Annotated in this window: 2 protein-coding genes; both read left to right on the top strand. The window is 55.1% G+C overall.

The genetic code is table 11. The features are described from left to right. Positions 1–1,026: HsdM family class I SAM-dependent methyltransferase (locus OKB81_RS20290; RefSeq protein WP_270805428.1), on the top strand; the 1,026-nt coding region annotated here is incomplete at its 5' end. Beyond that, entirely contained in the window at positions 1,023–1,490 is a 468-nt protein-coding gene (locus tag OKB81_RS20285; protein WP_270805427.1) for a restriction endonuclease subunit S, read from the top strand. The genes OKB81_RS20290 and OKB81_RS20285, both read left to right, overlap by 4 nt. The last annotated feature ends 61 nt before the right edge of the window (positions 1,491–1,551 follow it).

Here is a 1,551-nt window from a genome sequence, read left to right as displayed (position 1 = left end):
GGGGCAGGTCTGCCCCGTGTCTCTGACGGCTCACTCTTGTTCCTGCAACATCTGATCGCCAAGATGAAGCCGGAGGGTGCCCGGATCGGCATCATCCTCAACGGCTCCCCGCTCTTTACCGGTGGAGCGGGCAGCGGCGAGAGCGAGATCCGCCGCTACATTCTGGAACACGACCTGCTCGATACCCTGGTGGCCCTGCCCACCGACATGTTCTACAACACCGGCATCGCCACCTATATCTGGGTGCTGTCGAACCACAAACCGGCCGAGCGTAAGGGCAAGGTGCTGCTGATCAACGCCAGCGACATGCACAGCCCCATGCGAAAATCCTTGGGCTCCAAGCGTAAGCAATTGAGCGACGAGGCCATTGAGCAAATCGTCCGCCTCGCCAGCCGTTATGAAGAAGGGCCCATCGCCAAGATCTTCCCCACCACCGCCTTCGGTTATCGCCGTATCACGGTGGAGCGGCCGCTGAAACTTGCATTCTACCCACAGGATGCCGAGCGCCTTGCCAGCCTCACCGCCGACAAGGGCTGGGACAAGCTCGATGGCTCCCTGCAGTCTGTCATTCTCACTGCCTTGGGCCAGTTCGCTGAGGCCAAGTTGCTCTCTCGCGACAAATTCAAAAAGCAACTGACCAAGCTGCTAGGTGAGGTCAAGCTACCCGCCCCGGCCTTCAAGCTGCTGGTGAGCCATCTGGCTGAGCAGGACGACGCTGCCGAGGTATGTAAAGCCAAGGGCGAGCCGGAAGCCAACCCGGATCTGCGGGATAACGAAAACGTGCCGCTCGGGGAAGATATTTATGAGTATCTCAAGCGTGAGGTGTTGCCCCATGTACCGGATGCCTGGATTGACACCAGCAAAACCGATCCGCTCGATGGTCAGGTGGGCATCGTCGGTTATGAGATCCCCTTTAACCGCCACTTCTATCAGTACCAGCCGCCCCGCGAGCTGGCAGCCATCGACGCCGATCTCGATGCGGTCGCCAAGGAGATTATGCAGTTGCTGGCGGAGGTACACTCATGAGCGAAGTTGTTGCGACTGCTCAGCAAGGGCTGGCGGGAAAATATCCCCCCTATCCGGAATATAAGGATTCTGGAGTGGTGTGGTTGGGGGATGTGCCAGAGCATTGGGTACTTTCTCGGGTTAAAGATGTTGCCGTTGTCTTTGGGGGATATCCTTTTGATTCTCAGAGATTTAGTCCTGACGTTGGTGTACCATTGATAAGAATTCGTGATATTAACACTGAGCTTACGGCAGTTTATTTTGACGGTGATGTACCGCAAGAAGCTATTGTTGAAAATAATGATGTGCTGATTGGGATGGATGGTGAGTTCAATGTTGCTCGATGGAAAGGGGGCAAAGCAGCTCTAAATCAACGAGTCGCATGTGTTCGAACTGACTCGGATGAATTAACGACATTGTTATTCTATACGCTTCCCTTTAGTCTCAAAGTGGTAAACGACTTAACTTATCCTGATTACCCATGACCCTCAGCCAGCTTCAAGAGCCGATATGGCATCGGAGGGCTTGCCACGACTGCATGCCCCA

The organism is Aeromonas sp. QDB56, assembly GCF_027705505.1.
Classification (GTDB): domain Bacteria; phylum Pseudomonadota; class Gammaproteobacteria; order Enterobacterales; family Aeromonadaceae; genus Aeromonas; species Aeromonas caviae.
The sequence above is the reverse complement of the archived record's forward strand: the minus strand, read 5'-3'. Positions and strand labels throughout refer to the sequence as shown.